16 protein-coding genes and 1 riboswitch are annotated in these 19,179 nt (G+C 57.1%); of the genes, 10 read left to right on the top strand and 6 right to left on the bottom strand.

All coding sequences use genetic code 11. The features are described from left to right. The first annotated feature begins 32 nt into the window (after positions 1-32). A complete protein-coding gene (locus E0L35_RS26475; RefSeq protein WP_174788148.1) occupies positions 33-194 on the top strand; it encodes a hypothetical protein in 162 nt (53 codons plus the stop codon). Continuing rightward, positions 191-1,186, top strand: a complete 996-nt coding sequence (gene hemB, locus E0L35_RS15575; protein WP_041158601.1) for a porphobilinogen synthase — start codon at positions 191-193, stop codon at positions 1,184-1,186. The genes E0L35_RS26475 and hemB overlap by 4 nt, the downstream gene beginning before the upstream one ends. 93 nt (positions 1,187-1,279) lie before the next feature. On the opposite strand, the gene E0L35_RS15570 is transcribed toward hemB, so the two are convergent. From E0L35_RS15570 to E0L35_RS15560, 3 genes are all read right to left on the bottom strand, one after another. Further along, a complete protein-coding gene (locus E0L35_RS15570) occupies positions 1,280-2,104 on the bottom strand; it encodes a helix-turn-helix transcriptional regulator (protein WP_138800798.1) in 825 nt (274 codons plus the stop codon). A 154-nt stretch (positions 2,105-2,258) separates the two neighbouring features. Further along, the gene (locus E0L35_RS15565; protein ID WP_138800797.1) at positions 2,259-3,149 is read right to left on the bottom strand and encodes an NAD(P)-dependent oxidoreductase; all 891 of its coding nucleotides are present in this window, start codon (positions 3,147-3,149) and stop codon (positions 2,259-2,261) included. A gap of 153 nt (positions 3,150-3,302) precedes the next feature. Next, complete coding sequence (locus E0L35_RS15560; protein ID WP_171051169.1) at positions 3,303-3,953, bottom strand: TetR/AcrR family transcriptional regulator; 651 nt, start codon at positions 3,951-3,953, stop codon at positions 3,303-3,305. A 124-nt stretch (positions 3,954-4,077) separates the two neighbouring features. Between E0L35_RS15560 and E0L35_RS15555 the strand changes: the two genes are divergently transcribed. Together E0L35_RS15555 and E0L35_RS15550 are read left to right on the top strand one after the other, a co-directional pair. Continuing rightward, a complete protein-coding gene (locus E0L35_RS15555; RefSeq protein WP_171051168.1) occupies positions 4,078-4,983 on the top strand; it encodes a DMT family transporter in 906 nt (301 codons plus the stop codon). A gap of 99 nt (positions 4,984-5,082) precedes the next feature. Further along, positions 5,083-5,694 (top strand): Yip1 family protein, encoded by a 612-nt coding sequence (locus E0L35_RS15550; RefSeq protein WP_022523063.1) that lies wholly within the window; start codon positions 5,083-5,085, stop codon positions 5,692-5,694. Between the two features lie 84 nt (positions 5,695-5,778). On the opposite strand, the gene E0L35_RS15545 is transcribed toward E0L35_RS15550, so the two are convergent. The 3 genes from E0L35_RS15545 to E0L35_RS15535 are packed head-to-tail and all read right to left on the bottom strand — an operon-like array spanning position 5,779 to position 8,620. Next, positions 5,779-6,543, bottom strand: a complete 765-nt coding sequence (locus tag E0L35_RS15545; protein ID WP_138800794.1) for an ABC transporter ATP-binding protein — start codon at positions 6,541-6,543, stop codon at positions 5,779-5,781. Beyond that, positions 6,543-7,607: an iron chelate uptake ABC transporter family permease subunit gene (locus E0L35_RS15540; protein ID WP_138800793.1), complete on the bottom strand. Its 1,065-nt coding sequence runs from the start codon at positions 7,605-7,607 to the stop codon at positions 6,543-6,545. Before E0L35_RS15540 ends, E0L35_RS15545 begins: the two co-directional genes overlap by 1 nt. Then, the gene (locus E0L35_RS15535) at positions 7,604-8,620 is read right to left on the bottom strand and encodes an ABC transporter substrate-binding protein (RefSeq protein WP_138800792.1); all 1,017 of its coding nucleotides are present in this window, start codon (positions 8,618-8,620) and stop codon (positions 7,604-7,606) included. Before E0L35_RS15535 ends, E0L35_RS15540 begins: the two co-directional genes overlap by 4 nt. A gap of 63 nt (positions 8,621-8,683) precedes the next feature. Beyond that, positions 8,684-8,876: riboswitch (cobalamin riboswitch) on the bottom strand. A gap of 334 nt (positions 8,877-9,210) precedes the next feature. Here E0L35_RS15535 and E0L35_RS15530 point away from each other — a divergent pair. The 6 genes from E0L35_RS15530 to E0L35_RS15505 are packed head-to-tail and all read left to right on the top strand — an operon-like array spanning position 9,211 to position 19,037. Further along, a complete protein-coding gene (locus E0L35_RS15530; RefSeq protein WP_138800791.1) occupies positions 9,211-10,968 on the top strand; it encodes an AAA family ATPase in 1,758 nt (585 codons plus the stop codon). Then, positions 10,965-11,558, top strand: coding sequence for a cob(I)yrinic acid a,c-diamide adenosyltransferase (gene cobO / locus E0L35_RS15525; RefSeq protein WP_138800790.1), 594 nt, complete (start codon positions 10,965-10,967; stop codon positions 11,556-11,558). The genes E0L35_RS15530 and cobO overlap by 4 nt, the downstream gene beginning before the upstream one ends. Next, positions 11,558-12,928 carry a cobyrinate a,c-diamide synthase gene (locus tag E0L35_RS15520; RefSeq protein WP_138800789.1) on the top strand — a complete coding sequence of 457 codons (1,371 nt, stop codon included), beginning with the start codon at positions 11,558-11,560 and terminating at the stop codon, positions 12,926-12,928. The genes cobO and E0L35_RS15520 overlap by 1 nt, the downstream gene beginning before the upstream one ends. Then, positions 12,915-14,051, top strand: a complete 1,137-nt coding sequence (gene cobW, locus E0L35_RS15515; RefSeq protein ID WP_138800788.1) for a cobalamin biosynthesis protein CobW — start codon at positions 12,915-12,917, stop codon at positions 14,049-14,051. Before E0L35_RS15520 ends, cobW begins: the two co-directional genes overlap by 14 nt. Continuing rightward, positions 14,051-17,908 carry a cobaltochelatase subunit CobN gene (gene cobN / locus E0L35_RS15510; protein WP_138800787.1) on the top strand — a complete coding sequence of 1,286 codons (3,858 nt, stop codon included), beginning with the start codon at positions 14,051-14,053 and terminating at the stop codon, positions 17,906-17,908. The genes cobW and cobN overlap by 1 nt, the downstream gene beginning before the upstream one ends. Then, entirely contained in the window at positions 17,886-19,037 is a 1,152-nt protein-coding gene (locus E0L35_RS15505; RefSeq protein WP_138800786.1) for a cobalamin biosynthesis protein CobG, read from the top strand. The genes cobN and E0L35_RS15505 overlap by 23 nt, the downstream gene beginning before the upstream one ends. Positions 19,038-19,179: the final 142 nt, after the last annotated feature.

Raw genomic sequence — 19,179 nt, 5'->3', positions numbered from 1 at the left:
TGTTATCAACCTGTATAAAGAAGGCGTCACGAATGGAAAAAATCATCATCACCGCTGCAGTAAATAGTGGAACAACTTTACGTCGAAAAAATCCAAACATTTCTTATACACCTGAAGAAGTTGTGCTTGATGTTTCAAACCTCGATGAAGCCAGGAAGGCCATGGGTCTTGATTTTGAGAGGGCGGTTGTATGAGTGTAGTTCATCGTCCCCGTCGGTTGCGTCAAAATAATGAATTTCGTCAACTCGTTAAAGAAAACGTTTTAACTTTGAGTGATTTGGTACAACCTATATTTATCGAGGAGGGTATAATTGAGCGTGCTCCAATAAAGGAACTGCCAGGTATTTATCGAATACCTGAAGCATTACTTTTTGAAGAGATAGAGTCACTCTATGGGGTAGGTATTCGTTGCGTCATGCCATTTGGTATATCTCATAATAAAGATAGTCTTGGCAGTGATACCCTTTCCGATAATGGATTGCTGGCACGCATGATCCGTATCATTAAAGAATGTAGATCCGATATGCTGGTTATTCCAGATATTTGTTTCTGTGAATACACCACACATGGTCATTGTGGAGTAGTTGTAGAAGGAAAAGTTGACAACGACAAAACTGTTGAAAATTTAGTTAAGCAGTCCCTTGTTGCTGCTCAAGCAGGTGCTGACATGTTAGCGCCATCATCTATGATGGATGGACAGGTGGGGGCAATACGGCATGCACTGGATAAATCTGGTTATTCTGAGGTTGCCATACTGTCCCATGCAGTAAAGTTTTCATCCGCTTTTTATGGCCCTTTTCGCTCCGCAGTTGACTGTAAGCTTGAAGGTGATCGTCTAGGTTATCAAGCGGATAATGCAAATGGCCGTCAGGCTATGATTGAAGCCCGTCTAGATGAGGAACAAGGGGCTGACATTCTGATGGTGAAACCTGGTATGCCATATTTAGACGTTGTTAGCCAACTTCGAAATCGCACTGACCTTCCTTTAGCTATTTACCAAGTAGCAGGTGAATATGCCGCTATCAAATTTGGTTCGCTAGCTGGTGCTTTAGATGAAAAAGAAACCGTCATGGAGGTCATGACAGGTTTCAAACGTGCAGGTGCTGACATCATAGTTAGTTACTATGCACACCAAATAGCTCAGTGGCTAAGTGAAAGAAACGTGGACGCGATTATCAGAAAGTAATAGTGTTCAGTCAGCGGTTTTAACGAAAGCTTCATATATTCCTCTACCTGTTATTTCAATAAGTAGAGGAACAATATCAATCTCATTCGAACTTTATTCTTCCATACACGACAATTTTATTTGAGAACGGGACAGGTCGTTCAAATACTCTCGTGGGGATTTTCCCGTTACACGCTTGAACATAACAGTAAAAGCACCTTGAGAAGCATATCCTAGCTCTTCAGCAACTTGACTAACACGTTCTCCAGTGCTTAAACCCGAAATTGCACTGACGATGCGTACCTGCTCCCTCCATTGAATGAAAGAAATACCTGTCTCGCTGCGAAATAGCCGGGTTAACGTCCGAGTGGTTGCTCCGACTTCATTGGCCCAATCTGCCAATGAACGTACATCCCCAGGATTTTCCATTAACGTATCGCATATTTTTTTTAAACGCTTATCTCTACCCATAGGAAGCTTTAATCCACACTCGAATGCATGCTTCGTTTCTTCCAATGCTAGTCTCAGTAAACGTTCTTCAAAACTGTCAGGATGGTAAGTTATCGGGAAATAAGAGGCTCTGATCAGCAGTTCCCGCAAAAGGGGAGTGATACCAATACCTACTGGGTGATTAGGTAAGCTTAAGGTGAATGATTCGACATTTACATATAATGTCCGTAAAGAAACCGATGTGCTGGCAGTCATTTCATGCTCTACGTAAGGGGGCATCCATACGCCACGAAAGGGAGGTAACAACCAATACTCATCGCAAGTTCTCAGTCTCATAGTACCTGCGCTGGCATATATCAACTGTCCGCGCTGATGTTGGTGCGGAAGAATATGATGGCCCGCAGGGTATTCTTTGGACATCGATACCACTGGATTTTTTGCATTTTCCCATTGTTCAAGGTGCGCATTTGGTGAGTGGTCAGTATTCATTCGGGGCTCAACATTTGAAAAGAAACAGATTGTAATGCCTCTGTGATCGTACCAACTTCAATTAGTTTTCATGTAGAGCCTGTTGATGTTTCCGCGTGAACCACGATGAAGTGTTCACAGAACCTGGCATAACCACTTATTTCTCAGGTTGGCTTCACTGCTCCAGCTCTTCCCGCCAGGAGTGGCGTGGTTCAAAGCCGACCAGACGACGGGCCTTTTCGATGCAGTAGAAGGTTTCGAATTCATCCATTTCTCGCTTGATGGGTACGCCGGAGTAGAAGCGCTCTATTACCTGGGCGTTGGTCAGGCCTACTGATAGCTCGTTATTGGCGACGTTAAACACCTGGTAGCCGAGGCCATCCGTTTTCAGGCAGCAATCGACCATCTGGCCCAGGTCGCGGGCGTCGATATAGGCGAAGATATTGCGGCGGCGCAGGGCGGGATCGTCCATGTAGGCTGGGAAATTCTGGCGGTATTCGTGGGGCTCGATAACGTTGTTGATGCGCAGGCCGTAGATGTCGATGCCCGAGCGCGCCTGGAAGGAGCGTGCCGTTACTTCGTTTACCACCTTGCTCATGGCGTAGCTATCTTGAGGCACGGTGGGGTGCTCTTCATCGACGGGCAAGTAGTCGGGCTTTTGCTCGCCATCAGCGAAGCAGACACCGTAGGTGGTCTCGCTAGAGGCGAAGATGACCTTGGGAATGCCTAGCTTGGTGGCGGCATCAAGAATGTTGTAGGTACTTAGCGCATTGATGCGGTAGGTCTCGTTGTCCGGCCTATGCAGAATGGCTGGTATGGCCGCGAAGTGGACTATCGCATCGTAACGCGGCACGCCGGTGCCGGGTTCCAGCTCATCGAACCCAGCGTAGGCTTGGCAAGCATTAAACACTTGCCCAGCATCGGTCAGATCGGTTTTCAGGGTAGTAATACCGGGCACATCAGACGCCACCCAGTCCAAATTGGTGACGCGGTGGCCTTGATCGCGCAGGTAGGCAGTTGCATGACGGCCCGCTTTGCCACTGCCGCCGGTGAACAAAAGACGCATAGGTGATTCTCCGTTGGTTGTAAATTACAGCACCTTAGCAAAGAAAAGACCTGGCAGTCTTTAGCCCCTGGGTAGTTGCCCTTTGCATCTTGAATTTAACCAATAAGTGCAGCTCCCTTTATTTTTTATAGGAGGTACATATTTGGAGCTATTTTAATTAACAGCTGAAGGTTCTGGTTTCAGTCCTATCAACTGCCTCACATAAGCCAAGTTTCGCTCAAGAAAAGAGTCGTCTTGGTAGACCCGAGACAGAATATAGCCACCCTGTATTTGGCTTACAATTGTCTGGGCCAACACCTTCGCTTCTATTTGCCTGTCTATCCGTTCTTGCTGAATGGCTTCGGAAAGGTTTTCTTCGAGAAATTTTAACAACGCAGAAAAGTAAGACTTGATCGGCTCGGCCATCTCTGACTTTTGGACAGACGCTTCGTAAACAAACCGCCCGAACTTGCACCCCTTCGTGCCCACCCTGGTAATTTTCAGGTATAAATCGAGGCGATTCATAGGGTTGGATGATTTTTCATTGATTTCATGAAGGCGGTTGGTCTCGCTTGCCACCAGTTGCAACAGCACCACATGCATGAGTGCGTCTTTACTAGGGAAGTGGTGGTAAAAACTGCCTTGACCAACGCCACTTTCCGCATAAATGGCTTGAGGGCTGGTTGCGTCGTAACCATTCTCCAGAAAAAGCTTTGTGGCTGCGGATAGCAACCTTTCACGCCCTTCACCCCTGGGAATTCTCATCGATTCTCCACCTATCAATATTTTGTCTGAAACAGATTGCTTCCAGTTAAATTGTACCATAAAGTACGCTAATGTTGTGTACCTTGTAGTACAGAGGGGTAAGTTGCTGTTCTGACTACCGGTAAAAGGTACCCAGCAGGCGCTTGCCAACCTGGGCATGCGCCATAACGCCGAGGAGACACTTATGGATAACGTTGTTGCCAATAAACCCGCTAAAAACGAACTACTTCAATCACTAATTTTTCCCTTCTTTTTTGTGGTGATATACGGGAGTGGTTTTGTGGGTGCCAAATATGGCCTTCCTTACTCAACGCCGTTGAGCTTTTTATCTCTTCGTTTCCTCATCGCTGCGGCAATTCTTTTCTTGGTTGCCAGTATGCTTAAAGTTGCTATACCCGCCCGGAGAGATATGTTGCATATCGCCGTGGCAGGAACGCTTACGGTGGCAATGTTTTCCATTAGCGTATTTGCATCGATTGACATGGGATTATCGCCTGCTTTGTCGGCGTTGATCATTGCTCTGCAACCCATTTTAGTGGGCTTTCTTGCACGCTATATGGTGGGTGAGAAACTCATCTTGAGGCAGTGGGGCGGTCTGGTTGCCGGTTTGGTTGGTGTAGCAATGGTGGTTGGCCACAAGGCCAATCTTAATATGGCGCCCTTGATACCCATTGCGATGTCGGTTCTGGGCCTTCTGGGGTTAACGTTCGGTAATCTTTATCAGAAAAAGTTTTGCGCCAACATGAATGTGATTTCTGGAGGGTGTATCCAATCGTTGGCATCCGCCGTTATTTGCCTTTTGCTTCTACCTTTTTTCGGTCAGTACAAGGCTGAGTGGAGCATAGAGTTTATAGGCGCCTTGGCGTATATGTCCGTGGGAGTGTCGATTGGTGCGCTTACGATGCTTTATTTGATGATAAGGAGAGGGGAGGTAAGCAAAGTTGCAAGCGTATTTTATTTGGTGCCGGTGTCCGCTGCTGTTGCGTCTTATCTAATATATGGCGAGACGTTCGATAACGCTCTTTGGCGCTGCGGTGGTTGCTCTGGGCGTATTTCTTACCAACAAGGCATAAAGCCTCTCCTAAAATAATTTTTGTGTTCTACACTAAAAATGATTCGGAACCTTGTTGATCCGATCGATCATCGTCTGATCCTAATAAAAGCGTGTCCACAAAAACGGGAGGTCGTTATGGTCAATCATGTTTGGGGGCTTCTCCATCATCCTGAACGGGAGTGGTATAAGATCAGTGAGGAGCATGAGTCTGTCAGTCATCTCTATGCTCACCATGTCCTGTTACTCGCTGCCGTTCCTGTTGTCTGTGCCCTGATAGGCACCACCCAGGTAGGCTGGACTTATGGTGGTTCGGCAACCTATAAAGTCTCCCTTGCCAACGGTATTGCCTTAGGCGTGGCTTTTTATGCGCTGATGCTAATGGCAGTGGGGGTGGTGGGAAGTGTGATCCATTGGATGGCCCGCCGTATTGAGAATCGACCTAGCCGCCGCGACTGTATTATCTTCGCAGGTTATATTGCGACCCCGATGTTCCTCAGCGGCGTTTTTGCGCTATATCCGGTTTTCTGGTTGTGTGTGCTAGGGATGGTGATCGGCCTGCTCTATAGCACCTATCTGCTCTACAAGGGAACGCCCAGCTTTCTGGGAATCAGTCATAAGCAGGGGTTTATTCTGTCGACCACGACGCTGGGTATCGGTGTTTTGGTGCTGGAGGCGCTGCTTGTCGTCGTTGTACTTCTGTGGAGTATGGGCACGGACCACAGCGTGGTTTGGCATTTTTTCCGGTGAATGGGCACTGTAGCGCCGGGGGGGGGGGCACGAAAGTTTGCGCTGTCGGTAACCGGGCATTTTTCCTAGCAGACTAGGAGCTAGCTAAATCGCACTGTGAAAACGCATGACTTGCTTGCCATCGACAGGATCATCGATCACATGGGCATATACCCCAAAGGTCTGTTGTAGCCTGTTAGGCGTGAGTATGTCTTGGGGGAGGCCGCTATCGATCAGGCGGCCGCCATCCATGACGCCGATGCGGTCACACTCCATGGCTTGGTTAAGATCATGCAGTGAGATAACCACCGTGATCGGTAGTTGCCTGACCAATTCAAGAATCGAAAGCTGGTGGCGAATATCCAGATGATTGGTGGGTTCATCCAATAGCAGAATTTTAGGGTGTTGTGCCAGCGCTCGGGCAATATGCACTCGCTGGCGCTCACCGCCAGAGAGGGTATGCCAAAGGCGATCGGCCATGTGCACCATATCCACATCTGCCAGCGCCTGCGCCACGATGGCATCATCTTCCGTTGACCAGGGACGCAACGCGGAAAGGAAAGGTGTACGACCCAGTGATACCACTTGGTGCACGGTAATGCGGTCGGTAGTGTCCGCCTGCTGTTCCACCAAGGCAACGGATTGTGCGATAGCCCGTTGTTTGAGCGTGTGCAGGGGCTGGCTATCCATCAACACCCGTCCTGCCTTGGGTTTGTTCAATCCCGCCAACAGACGCAGCAGGGAGGTTTTCCCCGAGCCGTTCGGCCCCACCAGTCCAAAGGTCTGGCCGGGCTCGACGGTAAGATTGACGTCAGCAAGCAGTGGCGTGCCGTGTACTGACCACGCAAGCTGTTCAGCCGTTAATCGCATTAAGACCTCTTGCCGCGAACCAGAATCAGCGCAAAAGCGGGCGCGCCGATCAGTGAGGTAATCACCCCGATGGGGAGTACTTGGCCGGATATCAGCACCCGGGAAAGAATATCCGAGCCGATCAAGAACACGGCGCCTGCCAGAGCGGTTGCTGGTACCAGTCGGGTATGGCGGCTCCCCACGATAAAACGCATCGCGTGAGGGATCACCAGGCCAACAAAACCAATCGCCCCCACGATAGACACCATCACGGCCGTGACCAGTGCCATGGCGATAATCAGCATTCCACGCACTGGGCGCACCGCGATGCCCATGGAGGCGGCGCTGTCGGCGCCGAAGGTAAATGCATCCAGGGAGCGCCGGTGCCACAGGCAAACCAGCAGCCCGAATAGCGCAGCAGGCACCGCCAAGGATACATCGGCCCAGCGTACCCCGGATAGATTGCCCATCAGCCAAAACATGATGCCCCGGGCCTGCTCGGCGCTCGCTGACTTGGTAATGATAAACGCGGTCAGCGCATTGAACAGCTGTGATCCTGCAATGCCTGCCAGAATAATCGCTCCCGCTGCCTGAACGCCGCGGCCACCACCTACACCGCTATTAGCCGAATGGGCTAGCATCACCACGATGCCAAAGGCGAGGAGGGCGCCCACAAAGGCACCCAGGGAGAGCGAAAGCGCCCCCGCGCCAATACCAGCGACGGCCACGGCCACTGCACCGGTAGACGCCCCAGCGGAAATGCCCATCAGGTAGGGGTCGGCTAAAGGATTTCGCAGCAGCGCCTGAAGCACGACTCCCGCCAGCGCCAAGCTGGTACCACAGCAGGCGGCCACGACGGCCCGGCTAAGCCGGTAGTTCCAGATAATGCCTGCATCGATCCGGTCAACCGCATAATCCGCGCCCAGTAGCTGATTGGCGAGTACTTTGAGAATGGTATCAACGGGAATCGGTGTCTCGCCGATGGCGGTGCCCGCGATCAGCGCCGCCACGAGCACCAACGGCGTGATCCATAGCCAGCGCAGTCCAAAATCCGCCGTAGATAGCCGCGTTATCGCTAGGCTCATTCGTCAAATGCCATCGTCGCTAGCGCCTCGGCCAGTGTTTCAAGGCCGTAAATAGTGCGCATGGTAGCGCTCATGGCATGGGCATCCATCTCTACGATGCGGTTGTTTTTAACCGCCGTCATTTCACGGGTGACCGGATCACTGCGCAGAAACTCACGCTTGGCTTCAATGTCGTCGGCAGGAAAGCGACGACGATCCATGTTGGCGATAACAAGCACATCGGGATCAGCCCTGGCGATGCTCTCCCAGCCCACCGTGGGCCACTCCTCATCGGACTCGATCACATTGCGAATGCCGAGCTTGTCCATCATATAGCCCGGTGCGCCGAGTTGACCCGCAACGAAGGGGCTAACCCCCAGGTCTGTCGATGAGAACCAGAATGCCGCTGATAAATCGTCCGGTAAGTCCAGGCTGTTCGCCAGTGCTATTGCCCGCTCTTCGCGGTCGGTTAAGTCGGCTACAAGCGCCTCGCCAGCGTCTTGCACATCATATATCTGTGCTAGTTCGGTGATGCCTTTATAGATCGAATCCGTGGAGAAAGCGGCCGTGCGGGTGCCATCGCCGCCGGTAGAGTTATCCTTGGTGTCGCAGTCGGCGGGCATAATATAGGTGTTAATACCCAGCTCATGAAACTGCTCACGGGTGGCGACACTGCCGGTGGGGCCCACGTGCCACTCATACTGCACCGCCACCAGATCAGGCCGTTTATTGACCACGGCCTCGAAGCTCGGGTCGTCGTTGGCGATCCGCTCGATCGCTTCATTGGCATCAGCAAACTGGGGAAGAACCGGATTAAACCAAACCGAGGTGCCATTCACTCGATCAGCGAGCCCCAGCGAATAGAGAATCTCCGTGGCTGACTGGCCAACCGTCACCGTTCGCTCCGGGGGGGACGTCACACTGAAGTCAACGCCGCAATTGGTTAGCGTAAGGGGGTAGTCGGTGGAGGCGTAAGCCGCCTGTGCAAGGCCAACAGCGCTCGCGGCGATGGCCATGGTCAATCTCAACATCATGTACACTCCCGTGCATGATGAGCTCCGCATTCGGGCAGAAAATACTGACCGAGCCACTTCGCTCGATGTAAGTAATATATCGGCAGTTCTCCTGACTGACGGGTCATGGCTAGCTCGCCTTCCCAGACTCTGTGTCCAGTGGCATTAAAGAGCATCGCTCGCCGCCTACAGTTGCGGGGGCAGTTCCGGTTCGCGGCAAGCCGCGGCGGATTCTCTATTAAGTTCCGTTGGGAACACCGACACTGGCCATTCTAGGTTGCAGATGGATAGCGAACAACAGAAAGCCTAAGGATCTTATGAGTTCTTGTTTAAAATGATATGTTATAACATTGTATTATGTAGGAGCGTAAAAATCCAACTGTATCCTTAGCGTAAGTGATATATGCCCTCGCAAAGTTAATAGCTTGCAACAAATTGGCCTCGCCGCCACCCCTTCCTCTATACTGAACACCTTTTCTGTTCCCACTTCTTTATGAATGATTTTATTAACATTTGGCTAGATGCCATGAATCATATTCAAGTTCCATGCTCCCCAGATCAGTTGGCTAGTAGTGATCGGTTAGCGGGCTTGGCCAGCACGGGAGGTGCCGGTGAGTGAGTTCCCCTTTGCGGCGGTGGTCGGCCAGGAGTCGCTGAAGACCGCGCTGCTCCTTAACGCCATTAACCCGCGCATCGGCGGGGTATTGATTAGTGGGCCAAGGGGCAGCGCTAAATCCACCTTAGCTCGGGCGCTGGCCGCCATTCTGCCCAGCGATAGCGAAGGAAAACATGCCCCTTTTGTCACTCTGCCGCTGGGTGCCAGCGAAGACCGGCTGGTTGGCAGTCTGGATCTGCAAAAGGTACTGGCCAATGGCGAAGCTACCTTTCATGCCGGGCTGCTGGCTAAAGCCGACGGCGGGGTGCTCTATGTGGATGAAGTCAATCTGCTACCGGATACCCTGGTTGATTTGCTGCTAGACGTGGCCGCCAGCGGTACCAATATTGTTGAGCGCGATGGCATTAGCCACTCCCACCCGGCGCGCTTTAGCCTGATCGGCACCATGAACCCGGACGAAGGCGAGCTGCGCCCTCAGTTGCTTGACCGCTTTGGCCTCTGCCTTGAACAGGCTGGAACCATAAGCATCGACGAGCGCATTGCCATTGTGCAGCAACGGGAAGCCTTTGACCGCGACCCCACTGGCACGCTCGAACGCGTTGAGGATGCCCAGGCCGCTCTGGCCGGGCGCATTGCTAAAGCGCAGTGCTTGCTCAAAGAGATCACCACCGACACCTGGGTGTATCGAACGATTGCCAACTGCTGTGAAGCCGCGGGCGTTGAAGGCCTGCGGGCAGACGTTACCTGGCACCGCGCCGCCCAGGCCCATGCTGCCTGGCGTGGTGTGGCTAGCGTGGAGCAGCAGGATATCGACACCGTTGAACCCTGGGTGTTGGCTCATCGGCGTACCCAGCCGCCAGAGCAAAGTCCGCCGTCATCCCCGCCTAATCAAACGCCTTCAAATGGCGAAGGCGGTTCGTCGTCAGCGAATAACGCGTCCAGCGGCGGTTCATCCCATCATGGTGGTGATCAGGGCCAGTGGGGGGCCATGCCTCCCATGACTCAAGAGGCGATTAGTCAACCAGCGGTGAAACTGCCCGAAAACGATGATTTTGCTCAGCGGGCTAATCGCTCGGAGACCGCGGCTAGCGCGGGTAAAGGGGAAGTAGCAGGCCGTGGCCGCTCCCAGGTAGAGACCTCGCGGCTGGACGGGTTCGCGACGCTGATCGCCAATCGCGGTCAGTGGCCCTGGCAGCAGCTAAAGATGCGCAAGACCCGCTCTGGGCAGGCGACAGCGCACCTGGTGCTGCTGGACACCTCCGGTTCCACCCTGGGTCAGCGCCTGCTGGGCCAGGCAAAGGGGTTGGTCGAATCGCTGGTTAGCCAAGCCTACGCGGCGCGGGAGCAGGTTGCGGTGCTGGGGTTTGGCAATGGCGGCGTGGTGCCGATACTCTCCCGTCGCCGAGCGCCCAAAAACGCGCGGAGCACTCTGGATAGTGCCAAAGGCGGTGGCGGCACCCCGCTGCGGGAAGCAATTATTGAAGCCAAGCGGCTGATCCGCCAGTGGCAGCGCCGCGAGCCTGGCCTGAGGGTGCGTACCTACCTGATTACCGATGGCCGCACCCGGGAAACCGTTGACGATCTCGCCCCGCTGGAGGACTGTTTGCTGATCGATACCGAACAGTCCAAAGTCAAACGCGGGCAGGGCGCGCGAATCGCCCAGCAGTTGGGCGCGCGTTACTGGCCTGCCTCGTTTGGCAAACCCTCTATGGCGCATACTGTTTCTGCACATCAACCTGGGAACTTCTCATGAGCGACGCAAGCCATTTAGATCGCATGCAGCGCAAAAAAGACGTGGTCGACGAGCGCATCAGCCGCGCCACTGAAGAGCGCGGCGTGCTGATTCTGCTCAAAGGCAACGGCAAGGGCAAAAGCAGCTCCGCCTTCGGCACCATGGCGCGCTCACTGGGGCACGGCCAGCAGTGTGCGGTGATCCAGTTCATCAAAGGCCGCCGCGAAACCGGCGAGTACCTGTTCTTTCGCGATCACCCCAAGCTCGACTGGCACATCATGGGCCACGGCTTTACCTGGGAAACCCAGAACCGCGAGCGGGATATCGAAGCCGCCGAGGCCGCTTGGGCCGTCGCCAAAGGGCTGCTGGAGAACCCCGCCTATCATATGATCGTGCTGGACGAGATGAGCTATATGTTCAAGTACGGCTATCTCGACCCCGAGCCGGTAGTGGAAGCGCTTAAGCGCCGCCCGGCGCACCAGAACGTCATCATTACCGGGCGCACCATGGCCACGCCGCTGCAGGAAATCGCCGATACCATCAGCATCGTTCAGGATGAGCGCCACGCCTTTCGCGGCGGCGTCAAAGCCCAGGCAGGAATCGAATACTGATGACGACGCCAACCGCTCGCTGCCCCGCGCTGTTTATCGCTGCCCCGGCCTCAGGCCAGGGCAAAACCACCGTCACGGCGGGCCTGGCGCGCCTGCTGCGCAACCAGGGCAAGGTGGTGCGGGTGTTCAAGACCGGCCCGGACTACCTGGATCCGCAGATACTCGCCCAGGCCTCCGGTCAGCCGGTGGATCAACTGGATCTATGGATGGCAGGCGAAGCCTACTGCCGCCAGCGCTTTTATGACGCCGCCTGTGAAGCGGACTTGATCCTGGTGGAAGGCGCCATGGGGCTGTTCGACGGCGAGCCCTCCAGCGCTGATTTAGCGGCCTTGTTTGATATTCCCATGGTGATCGTCATGGATGTAAAAGGCATGGCCCAGACCGCCGCCGCGCTGGTCTCTGGATTGGTCGGCTTTCGCGACGACATCCATATCGCCGGGCTTATCGCCAATGCCTGCGGCTCGGCCCGCCACCGCGAGCTGATCGAAGGGGCGCTGCCAGCGACGATCCCTCTGCTGGCCGCCATGCCGCGTGACCCCGCGCTGTCACTCCCCGAGCGCCACCTGGGCCTCGTGCAGGCGGCGGAGATTCGCGAGGATCTGGAAGCCCGCTTCGAGGCGGGTGCCAAAGCGCTGGAAGCCGCCGGGCTGCTGGACGCGCTCGCCGCGCTTTCGCCGGTAACCTTTACCGCCCCCCAGCAACAACTTGAGGCCGTTAAGCCGTTGCTCAAAGGCCACACCATTGGCGTGGCCCGGGACGCCGCTTTCAGCTTTATCTATCAGGCCAACCTCGACCTGCTGGAGCATATGGGCGCCACGCTGCGCTTCTTTTCGCCGCTGACGGATAGCCACCTGCCCGAGTGCGACGCCCTGTGGCTGCCAGGGGGCTACCCGGAGCTTCACGCTCCAACGCTGGCGGATAACGGCGCCATGCGTTCGGCTATTGAGGCTTTCTATAGCGCCGACAAGCCCATTCTGGCTGAGTGTGGCGGGCTGCTGTACTGCCTGGAAAGCCTGACCGACTACGACGATATTACCCATACCATGCTGGGCCTGCTGCCCGGGCAGGGGGCCATGCGCGGGCGACGTGGCTGCCAGGGGATGCAAACCGCCGAGCTGCCGGAAGGCCCGGTTCGCGGCCATGCGCACCACCGCTCCATGGCGGAAGGTACCTCCGAACCGATTGGCCACGGCCGCCGCCAGCGGCACCCCGCACCGGGGGAGGCGATTTACCGTCAAAAGCGCTTAACGGCCACCTATTTACATCTGTTTTTCCCTAATAATCCTGACGCTGTGGCAAGGCTCTTTTCTGTCAGCCCGGCGTACTGCGAACCGCAACACAGCGAGGCATTTACCCATGCAGCCCAATAACGTACAGCTGAATAAGATTCCTGCCACGGTCGTGACCGGTTTTCTCGGCAGCGGCAAAACCACGCTGCTGGCCAACATTCTGCGTCAGGTGACCGGCAAGCGGATCGCCGTGATCGTCAATGAGTTCGGCGAACAGGATATTGACTCCAGCCTGCTGCGCAGCTGCGCGCTGGGCTGTGAAGAGGGTAGCGAAGGCGGGCAGCTAGACGGGGAAGACGGCAGCATCTATGAGCTGGCCAACGGCTGTATCTGCTGCACGGTGGAAGAAGAGTTTCTGCCGGTCATGAAAAAGCTGGTCGCCCGCCGCGACGATATCGACCACATCCTGATCGAAACCAGCGGCCTGGCGCTGCCCAAGCCGCTGGTGCAGGCGTTCAACTGGCCCGATGTCCGCCAGCACTGCACCGTGGATGCGATTATTACCGTGATCGACGGCCCCGCTGTGGCGGCCGGGCGCTATGCCAGCGACGTGGATAAGGTGGCCGCACAGCGCCTCGCCGACGAGAGCCTGGATCACGACCCCAGCCTGCGCGAGCTGCTCGATGATCAGCTCAGCGCGGCGGATCTGGTGCTGGTCAGCAAGGCCGACCTGCTCAGCCCGGAAGAGCGCACGCAGGTGGAAGCGGTGATTCAGGCGCGGGTCACGGCGTCGGTGAAAACGCTGTTTATCGTTCAGACCCTGACCACCGACACTACCCAGTTGGAAGCGCTGATGGGCATCGGCGCGGCCAGCGAAGCAAGTATCGACCTGATCACCAATCACCACGACAAGCACCACGCCGAAGGCGCTCACCACGACCATGCCCACGATAACTTTGACTCCTGCGTGATCACCCTGGGCGAAGTCGATGGCGATGTTCTGGCCGACAAGCTTCAGCAACTGCTGAAAAGCCACGAGATCTACCGCGCCAAAGGCTTTGCAGCGATTCCCGGCAAGCCCATGCGCCGTGTCATTCAGGCGGTAGGTGAGCGCTTGGAAGGCTACTTCGACCGGCTGTGGACTCAAGACGAGACGCGCCAGACCCAACTGGTGATCATCGGCAAATCGCTGGATAGCCAACTGCTGCAGGACGAACTTGCCGCGGCTGAAATGAACCCTGAACAGGCGCATACGGCCAGCTAATGCACTTATTTGCCGCCAAGCCCGGAGGCTTTGTCGATGATGAAGGCATCATCGACCTGCAACAGAGCCCCGCCGAGGTCGTGATACTCTCTGCCGCCGATAGCAATCTGTCGGCGCTGGCCCAGGCGGTCGACCGTCTGGGCGAGGCGTACCCCTCGGTGCGGCTGGCCAACTGGATGAACCTGGTAAAACCGGCGGCCTACGATCTCTACGAAGATCGGGTGCTTGAAAAGGCTCAGTTGGTCATCGTCTCGCTGCTGGGCGGCAAGGCTTACTGGCAGTACGGCCACGAACGCCTGCTGGCCTGGGCGGCGGCGAAACCCGAGCGCCAGCTGATAATGGTGCCGGGCTGCGATGCCCCGGATGACGCCCTGCTGGAAGATTCCACCATCGCCTTCGATGACGCGTACCGCGTGTGGCGCTATCTGCGAGAGGGCGGCGCTGATAACGCCGAGCAGCTGCTGCGCTTTGTCGCCAGCGAGTGTATGGACAGCCAGTTTATAGATAGCCAACTGGGCGACTGGCAGGAGCCCAAAGTCATTCCGCCAGCGGTGATTTATGCGCCGCAGGAGCAGCAGGCGTCCAGCCTCAGCGAGTGGCGCGATCGCCAGGTGCCGGGGCGACCGGTGTGCCTGCTGCTGTTTTATCGCAGCCATTTGCAGGGGGCGAATACCGCCGTACCCGACGGCTTGCTGGCGGCGCTTAAAGACCAGGGGCTTGAGCCGTTAGCGGTGGCCGTGGCGTCCCTGAAAGAAGGGCCGTGCATTGATTTTATCAATCACCTGATTGAGCAGACCGGCACGATGCTGGTGATCAACACCACCAGCTTTGCGGTCAACCGCAACGCCGACGGGCTGAATGCCCAGGGGGAAGAACTTCCTGACAACCTGTTTGTAGGCCGACCCGTGGTGCTCCAGGCGATACTTGCCAGCAGCACTGCGGAAGACTGGCAGGGCATGGCCGCCGGGCTGCATAGCCGCGATGTGGCGATGCAGGTGGTACTCCCCGAGATGGACGGGCGCATCATCACCCGGGCGGTGGGCTTTAAAGCCGAAGCCCACTACAACCCGCGCTGCCAGTTGGCGGTGACCCACCACGTGATCCACCCGGAACGAGCCGCCTTTGTGGCCGAGCTGGCGAGGCGCATTTGTTCGCTGCGGCTGACCCCCAACGGGCAGAAGCGTGTTGCGCTGATCATGGCCAACTACCCCAATCGCGATGGCCGGATCGGTAACGGGGTCGGGCTGGATACCCCCGCGTCGACGCTGCAGATTCTCATCGCCCTGAAAGAGGCGGGCTACCCGCTCAGCGAGCTGCCGGAAAATGGCGATGCGTTGATCCGCCAGCTTCAGGGCGCGGTGACCAACGATCACGGCAGCCTCGACCAGCGCGCCTGCTGGCAGAGCATCAGCGTTGACGATTATCTGGCCTGGTTTCAAACCCTGCCCACCGCGCTGCAAGAAACCGTATGGACGCGCTGGGGCGCACCTCACGCAGACCCCAAGTGCCGCCAGGGGCGGTTGATGATCGCGGGTATTCGTCTGGGGGAGACCTTCGTGGGTATCCAGCCAGAACGCGACTTTATCGACGATCTCACCCAGTCCTATCACGATATGGAGCTGGCGCCGCCCCACAGCTACCTGGCGTTTTATTTTTGGCTGCGCGCGCACTACCAGGTTGATGCGGTCATCCACGTGGGTAAGCACGGCAACCTGGAGTGGCTGCCGGGTAAAAGCATCGCCTTGAGTGCCGACTGCTGGCCGGATATTGCCCTGGGGCCGCTGCCGCACTTTTATCCGTTCATCGTCAACGACCCTGGCGAGGGCGCCCAGGCCAAGCGGCGCAGTCAGGCGGTGATTATCGATCATTTGGTGCCGCCGCTGGCGAGGGCCGAACTCTACGGCCCTATGGCAGAGCTTGAAGCGCTCACTGACGAGTATTACCAAGCGCTGGATATGGATCCCCGCCGGGAAGCGCTGATTCGTAGCCAAATTCTCGCCCACCTGCGTGATACCGGCATCGACCAGGAACTGGCGCACGCCGTCGACGGTTTTGAAAACAGTGCTGATGACGCCGAGATTCTCAACGAGCTGGATACCTTCCTGTGCGATATCAAAGAATCCCAGATCCGCCACGGCCTGCACATACTTGGCACGCTGCCGCCGGATGAGAAGAGGGCGGGTACCTTGGTGGCGCTGTTGCGGCTGCCCAGAGGCGAAGCGGTGGCAAGCCGCGGCCTGCTGCACAACCTGGCCAGCGATTTAGGCTTGGATTTTGACCCGTTAGCCGCGGGCAACGAGCCCTGGCAGGGGCCCGAACCGGCTATTTTAAGCCAGCAGCTCGATACCCCTTGGCGCACCGGCGCCGATGCCCGTGAGCGCCTGGAATTGCTGGCCGAGCGCTGGGTAGCCGACTACGTCTTGGCCAACGGCAGCCTGGATGACCTGACCCAGGATTATCCCGATACGGCAGCGCAGCTGCGCTACGCCCGCGACCAGCTATGGGTCACCATGCAGCGCGGCGTGAAGATGGAGATTCAATCGCTGCTCGACGGCCTTGAAGGCATCTTCGTGCCCGCCGGGCCCAGCGGCGCCCCCAGCCGAGGGCGGCTGGATACGCTGCCCACCGGGCGCAACTTTTTCAGCGTCGATAACCGCTCGATCCCATCGCCCGCCGCCTGGACGCTGGGCGAAAAATCCGCCCAGGCGTTTGTCGAACGCTATCTGCAGGATCACGGCGACTATCCGCGGCGGTTGGGGCTATCCATCTGGGGCACCGCCACCATGCGCACCGGCGGTGATGACATCGCCCAGGCCTTCGCGCTGATGGGCGTGCGTCCCATCTGGTCGCTGGGCTCCCAGCGGGTAAGTGACTTTGAAGTCATTCCCTCGATGCTGCTTAATCGCCCACGGGTCGATGTCACGCTGCGAGTCTCCGGGTTCTTCCGCGACGCCTTCCCCAACGTGATTCGCCTGTTTGACGCTGCCGTGCAGGCGGTGGCGCGCTATGAAGAGCCGGGCAACAGCAACACCATCCGCGAGGCGGTGCTTTCCCGCCAGCAAGCACTGGAAGAGCAGGGGCTAAGCCCCGAGATGGCCGCCCAGGAGGCGAGCTACCGTATCTTTGGCAGCAAGCCCGGCGAATACGGCGCGGGCCTCAACCGGCTGGTTGAAAACCGCTCTTGGGACAGCGCCGACGATTTAGCCGAAGCCTATCTTGGAGCAGGGGCTTACGCCTACGGCCAGTTTAAGGCCTCCGGCACCGCCGCGCGGGCGGCGTTCGAGCAGCAGCTCCAGGGCCTGGATGCGGTGATGCAAAACCAGGATAACCGTGAGCACGATATTCTCGATTCCAACAGCTACTACGCCTTTCAGGGCGGCATGGCCAACGCCACTCGCTCGCTGAGTGGCAAGGCACCGGAGATTTACCACGCCGACCACGCCAACCCGGCAATGCCCAAGATCCGCACTCTGAAAGAAGAATTGGCCAAGGTGATTCGCTCCCGCGTGCTGAACCCCAAATGGATCAACGCCATGCGCGAGCACGGCTACAAAGGCGCCTTTGAGATGGCCGCCACGGTGGACTACCTGTTTGCTTATGACGCCACCACTGATCTGATTGCCGACTACCAGTACGCCCAGGTGAGCGATGCCCTGGTGCTCGACGCCGCCAATCAGCAGTTCCTGCGCGAGCACAACCCGGCCGCCCTGGAAGAGATGGCCGAGCGCTTACTCGAAGCGGCCCAGCGGGGCATGTGGCAAGCCCCCGGCGAGCACGGCCAGGCGCTTCAGGATCTGCTGCTGGAAATGGACGAAGCCAAAGAGACCCATGGTCATGTCGCCCAGCCCGCGCATTAAAGGCTGGTGCCCCGGCGCGTGGCGACCCATGGCCACCGGCGATGGCCTGCTGGTGCGCGTGCGCCCGCCGCTGGGCCAGCTTTCGCGGGAACAGGTAGTGGCACTGTGCGACGCCGCCGAGACCTTCGGCAGCGGTTTAATCGAGCTGACCAGCCGGGCCAACCTGCAGCTGCGTGGTGTGACCGACGCAAGCTGGCCACCGCTGATGGCGTTTCTGGTCGAACATCAGTTGGTGAGCGACGACCCGGAAGCAGAACGTCAGCCGCAGCTGATGCTGGCGCCCGCCTGGCAAAAGGGCGATGACACCCCTACCATTGCCCGCCTGTTGCAGACGCGGGGTAGCGAATTAGCCACCATGCCCGGCAAGGTCGGCATCGCCATCGATGCGGGAAACGCTCCGGTGCTTGTCGACAGCGCCGCCGATTTTCGTATCGAGCGCTCAACAGAAGGCGACCTGCTGGTACGCGCCGATGGCTACGCGCTAGGCACGGCGGTGAGCGATACCGATGCCGCCGTCGAGCAGCTGATACGCCTGACCCACTGGTTCGTGGCTACCGGCGGCTGGGATGCCGGGCGTATGCGTCGTCACACAGCACCGCTGCCCGATTGGGCGCCGGCTGATACCGCCCCTGCATCCCTCGGAGAGAAGCTGGCGCTGGGCGAACATCGCGAGGGCATAGTGGTTGGTCTGCCTTTTGGCCGGGTGGCGGCTGAAACGCTTCGCGAGGCTGTCTCCCAAACAAGCGCCCGCGTCGTGCAGGTCACCCCCTGGCGGCGCCTGTTGTTGAAGGATTGCGATACACTACCCGCGGTTGATGGCTTGATCCGTCATAATAGCGACCCGCGGCTAGCGATGGACGCCTGCCCCGGCGCGCCCTACTGCGAACAGGCGAGTGTCGCCACCCAGCCGCTTGCCGAGAAGCTAAGCGGTTTGGTGGAAGGAACCGTGCATATATCCGGCTGCGCCAAAGGCTGTGCCCGCCGTTCAGCGGCCGATGTATGCCTGGTCGGCGAGGCAGGCCGATTTAATCTTATTGTTAACGGCAGTGCCGATAGCACGCCGGTTAAGACAGGCCTCACCGAGAGTGAGGCGTTGGATGTTATAAGAAAGCTCAGCGAAAGCCCTTAGGTTTATCGATATTAAAAAAATAGTGGCTTATATGCTGGATAGCTGAGTGCCAGGGCAGGTTGTAGTGAGGGTCTTTTTCCAGGGATGGAAAAAGTAGCGCCCAAGGACGGGTTCACAGCGCCCTCGCGGAAACCTGTCCTGG

The organism is Halomonas sp. ATBC28, assembly GCF_005937175.1.
In the GTDB taxonomy this organism is placed as follows: Bacteria; Pseudomonadota; Gammaproteobacteria; order Pseudomonadales; family Halomonadaceae; genus Vreelandella; species Vreelandella titanicae.
The sequence above is the reverse complement of the archived record's forward strand: the minus strand, read 5'-3'. Positions and strand labels throughout refer to the sequence as shown.

What these genes read in the sequence shown, in the direction of transcription:
- E0L35_RS15540 (WP_138800793.1), bottom strand. Translation starts at nt 7,607, where the DNA reads ATGAGCCTAGCGATAACGCGGCTATCTACGGCGGATTTTGGACTGCGC.
- E0L35_RS26475 (WP_174788148.1), top strand. Translation starts at nt 33, where the DNA reads ATGGAAAAAATCATCATCACCGCTGCAGTAAATAGTGGAACAACTTTA.
- hemB (WP_041158601.1), top strand. Translation starts at nt 191, where the DNA reads ATGAGTGTAGTTCATCGTCCCCGTCGGTTGCGTCAAAATAATGAATTT.
- cobW (WP_138800788.1), top strand. Translation starts at nt 12,915, where the DNA reads ATGCAGCCCAATAACGTACAGCTGAATAAGATTCCTGCCACGGTCGTG.
- E0L35_RS15560 (WP_171051169.1), bottom strand. Translation starts at nt 3,953, where the DNA reads ATGGTACAATTTAACTGGAAGCAATCTGTTTCAGACAAAATATTGATA.
- E0L35_RS15550 (WP_022523063.1), top strand. Translation starts at nt 5,083, where the DNA reads ATGGTCAATCATGTTTGGGGGCTTCTCCATCATCCTGAACGGGAGTGG.
- E0L35_RS15520 (WP_138800789.1), top strand. Translation starts at nt 11,558, where the DNA reads ATGACGACGCCAACCGCTCGCTGCCCCGCGCTGTTTATCGCTGCCCCG.
- E0L35_RS15555 (WP_171051168.1), top strand. Translation starts at nt 4,078, where the DNA reads ATGGATAACGTTGTTGCCAATAAACCCGCTAAAAACGAACTACTTCAA.
- E0L35_RS15565 (WP_138800797.1), bottom strand. Translation starts at nt 3,149, where the DNA reads ATGCGTCTTTTGTTCACCGGCGGCAGTGGCAAAGCGGGCCGTCATGCA.
- cobN (WP_138800787.1), top strand. Translation starts at nt 14,051, where the DNA reads ATGCACTTATTTGCCGCCAAGCCCGGAGGCTTTGTCGATGATGAAGGC.
- E0L35_RS15570 (WP_138800798.1), bottom strand. Translation starts at nt 2,104, where the DNA reads ATGAATACTGACCACTCACCAAATGCGCACCTTGAACAATGGGAAAAT.
- E0L35_RS15505 (WP_138800786.1), top strand. Translation starts at nt 17,886, where the DNA reads ATGTCGCCCAGCCCGCGCATTAAAGGCTGGTGCCCCGGCGCGTGGCGA.
- cobO (WP_138800790.1), top strand. Translation starts at nt 10,965, where the DNA reads ATGAGCGACGCAAGCCATTTAGATCGCATGCAGCGCAAAAAAGACGTG.
- E0L35_RS15545 (WP_138800794.1), bottom strand. Translation starts at nt 6,543, where the DNA reads ATGCGATTAACGGCTGAACAGCTTGCGTGGTCAGTACACGGCACGCCA.
- E0L35_RS15535 (WP_138800792.1), bottom strand. Translation starts at nt 8,620, where the DNA reads ATGATGTTGAGATTGACCATGGCCATCGCCGCGAGCGCTGTTGGCCTT.